The sequence below is a fragment of the Citrobacter sp. S46_ASV_140 genome (genome assembly GCF_018919545.1).
GTDB classification, from domain to species: Bacteria; Pseudomonadota; Gammaproteobacteria; order Enterobacterales; family Enterobacteriaceae; genus Citrobacter; species Citrobacter braakii.
The window spans coordinates 1-4655 of the sequence record NZ_JAHLRC010000188.1 but is presented as its reverse complement, the minus strand read 5'-3'; the positions used below and the strand labels follow the sequence as shown (position 1 = coordinate 4655).

Annotated in this window: 5 protein-coding genes; all 5 read right to left on the bottom strand. The window is 39.7% G+C overall.

Annotated features, from left to right (window positions below):
• Positions 1 to 33 precede the first annotated feature (33 nt).
• Entirely contained in the window at positions 34 to 1185 is a 1152-nt protein-coding gene (locus tag KQJ19_RS22365) for a hypothetical protein (RefSeq protein ID WP_216404174.1), read from the bottom strand.
• 6 nt (positions 1186 to 1191) lie between these two features.
• A complete protein-coding gene (locus KQJ19_RS22360) occupies positions 1192 to 1458 on the bottom strand; it encodes a PAAR domain-containing protein (RefSeq protein WP_072034040.1) in 267 nt (88 codons plus the stop codon).
• 163 nt (positions 1459 to 1621) lie between these two features.
• A complete protein-coding gene (locus tag KQJ19_RS22355) occupies positions 1622 to 2638 on the bottom strand; it encodes a putative type VI secretion system effector (RefSeq protein ID WP_216404173.1) in 1017 nt (338 codons plus the stop codon).
• 20 nt (positions 2639 to 2658) lie between these two features.
• Positions 2659 to 3528 carry a hypothetical protein gene (locus KQJ19_RS24120; protein ID WP_253296402.1) on the bottom strand — a complete coding sequence of 290 codons (870 nt, stop codon included), beginning with the start codon at positions 3526 to 3528 and terminating at the stop codon, positions 2659 to 2661.
• A 78-nt stretch (positions 3529 to 3606) separates the two neighbouring features.
• A partial coding sequence (locus KQJ19_RS24115) for a T6SS effector BTH_I2691 family protein (RefSeq protein ID WP_275972567.1) occupies positions 3607 to 4655 on the bottom strand: 1049 nt, incomplete at its 5' end.

The following is a 4655-nucleotide window of genomic DNA, read 5'->3' as shown; positions in this document are numbered from 1 at the left end:
CATAATCGCAACAAGCTAGACTTTTGCATATATCTATTCCCGACTTCTAATTTTTTTAACCCTCGACAATATAATATTTCCATCCGACTCTGAGAATATCAGATCAACAGCATCTATATCTTTTATATTTAATAAAGAAAACATTAACATCACCCAGATATCAAATTCTCCATGAATACCAATATATAATTCAGCATAATACTGCTCAAGATTTTTATTGTGTTCGTTAAGAACAACAGCTGCCTTAGCTACATCTTTTTTATTGCTATTTTTTCCTATCAAAAAATTATCAACCATCCCGACACTGGCCTGATAAAAAATCAAATTGTTAAGATCTTTGATCAGATTATCTTCATTTGTAGAAATAGATCTATATAGTCTTGCCTTCTCGGCAATATTATTCTGTTTAATTAAAATCGCTGGAGCAAAAAGAAAAGTACACATACCATCCCCCGTACCAGGATGTTTATTATTAATATCCGTTGACTTTTCCCCTACAATAATTAATCTAAATTTATCCTCCGTAACACTTAGCCATTCATCAATATTTAATACATAGTCGTGAAAGATAAATTCACTGCTATTAATTATAGCATCAGAGAGGCCAAGTTGTTTCCAGGCCAATAAAAAAGACTGCCATGTTGAAACCCCCGATACCTGACCAACAATAAAATTAATAATCAAACCATTTTCAGAAGTAACATCCATTAATCTAGCTCTTATGGGAGCTAATAACTCATGAAATAAAGCAGTATAGCCAATCGATTCTGGGAAATTTAATGCCCTGGCCCCAATTGCATTGAACTCATTTTCTTCAAGTAAATTTAGCATCTGAGAATCTTCGGGAAAGAGATAACTATAATCTACAACACTTAAATAATCAGAAGCCCATTCAGACCACTTACAATCAATATTAGAACCTTCCGTTAATATCATTTCATTTTTTTCAAGAGACAATCCTCGCTGAAATAATCGAAGACCTAAGTATATAATGAATGCTAAAAAAATAATTAAAGATATTACAAAAGCATAATAAAAAGACTCATTATTATGAGTAATGTAATATAAAAAACTGAATAGCAGAACAACAGTTATTAACAATGAGAAAAAAATACCACTATCGCGGCCCCACCTAATAGAAGGTACAGGTTGTATTATCTTTTTATCTGGAATATTCCAACTCATTTTAACTTACCAGACCCCCGTACAGGGAAGTGTTGAAATAACATAACAACCACATTGGCAGATACATTTATGCACGGCTACTGGTTTTCCATCTGAGATCCACTCTGGAGAACCCTGGATTATCTTATTTACGCCATGAAATGGAATTGGGCATATAACAGTATCACCAAGCAGTGCAACACCTAAACCATCGATAATTATCGTTGACGAAACAGAAATCACTTTACCACCACTACTTAATGGATCGTTGAGCCTGACCAAACCTTGAAACATAAACCCTCACTATAAAAAATATAACTAGCGACATATAAACTTTCGAAAAAGATAAAAACACACCTTCCTACACATTTATACAATTAGATAAAGATCAGATAATATTAATATCTTTCCCGTCAAAAATATTAGCTTTAAAATTCAAAACTTAAATAATTGTCAACTAATAGTAAAAAAACCACCATCCTGATTTAAGTAATCGAACAGACCGCCCTTGCTTCTTAAATTCTTTTATATTTTTCTTGTCGAGTTTCCGAAGATCAATATTCGTCACATTATCCCAGCCAGCAACAGTCAATATCTCCTCCGTCAACTGTTCTTTCGGAAAGGGGTGGCGTCGCCAGATTGCCCATATTGCAGGAAGGATATACAGAAAGGTTCCCATGGTCAGGAACATCGTTACCCCACTCACCATTTTTTCACTAACAATCCAGCCATCCTGATAAATAAACACTATCAACATAATAATAATTAATAAAATAACGACCGAAATGGGGACTTTCATCCCGTCAATTCGTGCCCGTCGTACTCCCTGGTAACACCACGGTGGCATAGTCAGCGAGCGCGCATGCGGCCGGACAAGGGCATAGACCAGGTACTCCTCTCCCACCGGCGCGGCAATCAGTTCCACTTCCTCACCTTCCCGACAATAGGGCGCTCCCAGCCACCCCGAAAACTGCCGATCGTTGATTTCGCCAGTAACGTACCACGCAGCAGCTGGAACCCTGTCTTCATTGCTCGCCACCATGCCCTGCGCCGTTGCCGCTGAGCCCATCGAGGCCAGCACCATCGCGGCAGACGCCATGTTCTCATCCTGCCTGCTGAAATACTCCCACGTCTGCGGATAGGCTTTGGTGTCAAAATAGTGCGTCAGGCAGCGCTGGTGATAGTTTTTCACCACTCCCCTGACCTTTATCAGCGGGGCTGGCGGGGGCAGTATCGGGTCCGGTGGCATATCAGCCAGCGCTTTTGCCAGCTGCTTTTCTTCACGATACAGTTCCGCCAGCCGTTTTTTATGCTTCTTCTTGCCTTCCGATTCATAGTACGCAATGGTTTGTCTTAATTTTATCCATTCCCTGCGCTCCCGGAGATAGTTTTCTTTCACATACCCTTTACCCTTCTCCAGCCCCCGGATATAGGCCCGGGGCATATCGGCGAACAGTTCATCATCTTCTGTCATAATATTTCGTTGCTCCAAAATTAAACCACAGCAGGGACTTCCGGCTCATCATAGATAATAAATGGCCAGTAAATTATTGGTTTTCCACGTTGTTGTTTTTTACCTGAAGATAATTGACGTGTGCTTTCTTGCAGTGAATTTCTGGCCTCATCAATAAACATATTTATTTTTTCCGGCGCATAACTATCGATATCAATCGAATTATCATCACCAAATAAACTATTCTCAATCCACGACTGTAACGCATCACGTGAATAATATTCAGTCAAAATATATTCAGCCACCATCAATAACAGGGCAACCTCCCACGAAGCCAACAACCCTACCCATTCGACACCTAATTTTGTTAATTGTGGTGCTGCGGCTTTTCCCAGCCATACGGCCAATCCCCCTCTAGCGGTATCCCAACCAAAGCGTTCAATCAACACCGACATCAATTTCCCTTCCGCTTTGGCAATAATGGCAACATCACTAAGAGTCTTAACTAAATATAAGCCGGTAAATGCCCATTTTTTACTGGAATTCGGTAAGCTAACTTTATTCAACAATGTGGAAAAATCTAATCCCAGCGAAAGGCCGGCACTTATCAGCGAGCATCCTGCGCCAGACATTTTCATGTAGTGGAGACTATTTTTCTCTTTAAGAATGACCTCCATTGCAGGTGTTGCAATATCAATAATCCCGCTTGCCGTTGCCGATATTGCGCTGACTACCTTGGCATAGTCAGAGGGTTTATTGTTAAAGTTATCGAGTTGGTTATACAGTTCGACCACATTGAAAAATAAAACAAAAAGTCTAATACTGGTCACCGCATAACCAGAAGATCCTGCAGGCTGGCGAAGATAATCTGCATACGCTTTTTCAAGTGCGGCATATTTATTACTCGCCACCCGGAGACGATCAGCCCGAATGGCTCTTTGCGTGCTGTAAAAAACAGTGCCAGTAATGTAAGCCCTACGCTCCGTTGCCTAACCAAAATATTTACTGAACAACATTTTTGTTTCTAACTCTGACTTTCCAGAAGATAGCGAAAAAAGAGTTCGAACTATAAGGTCATTCATGGTATTGAGCACAGGTCCAATCCGTGATACGGAAAAAAACCTGGTCCCCACGGTAACCATGTGCTGATCTATTTTATACAGCACTCTTTTCGAGAATACGGCATTGCTATCCAGAGGTTTTGAAATTTCACTCGTTGCTTTTTCAAAACCTTTAAATATTTTATTAAGTTTAGCGCCATTCTTCTCAAAAAAGTAGAGCACATCATTTTCAGAAACCGGAGATATGCTACACTGTTGCAAGCTAGCCAATAATGGCTCTGCATCTGCCATTATTTCTGGATTATTATAAAAATGTGTTCTCCAGACGAGATTAGTTTTACTTGTCGTGGTATATGCGTCGATCCAGTCATCCAGCAATTTTACACCTGATGGCGACTCATTAAGCCCAGCCATCGCGAATGCAGCAATTTCACGATAGTTTGCATTATCAACAGGGTCATTAGAGAAAAAATCCTGTAACATTGTTATAAATAAAGAAGTCTGTAACCATTCACAACGATAGATAATCAGTTTAGCGAGTTGCTCATCAATTTTTTGTGTAAGATCAGCACAACATTTATTAAAAGAATCCCATTTGCTCTGATTGATCATTAGAGCATATTTAGACCAATCATTAGCGACCTGGTGTTTTTTATAAACTTCGTTTTGTTTTCCCTTTATCTGTTTTTCGAACTCTTCGCGAATTAGTATATCCTTCGGATCTGTTCCTTTAGATTTCTCATTCTGGACATACATGTAATAAGAATAATCCATTGCAGGAGGAGAGATAAATGTTTCCTGGGGTAATACAGAAAGCTGGGCTTCAACATTCTGTTCCGAGCTTTTGTTAACAATCTCCTTAACACCGTTTATCAGATTCTGGGTACAGAACTCCAGGGTGCGTTCATCACCGAATATCTTCGCCATCGCCAGGACATCGTTTGTCCATCCCGTCAGCTCATGCGTTATCCCTGTTG

What these genes read in the sequence shown, in the direction of transcription:
- KQJ19_RS22360 (WP_072034040.1), bottom strand. Translation starts at nt 1,458, where the DNA reads ATGTTTCAAGGTTTGGTCAGGCTCAACGATCCATTAAGTAGTGGTGGT.
- KQJ19_RS22365 (WP_216404174.1), bottom strand. Translation starts at nt 1,185, where the DNA reads ATGAGTTGGAATATTCCAGATAAAAAGATAATACAACCTGTACCTTCT.
- KQJ19_RS22355 (WP_216404173.1), bottom strand. Translation starts at nt 2,638, where the DNA reads ATGACAGAAGATGATGAACTGTTCGCCGATATGCCCCGGGCCTATATC.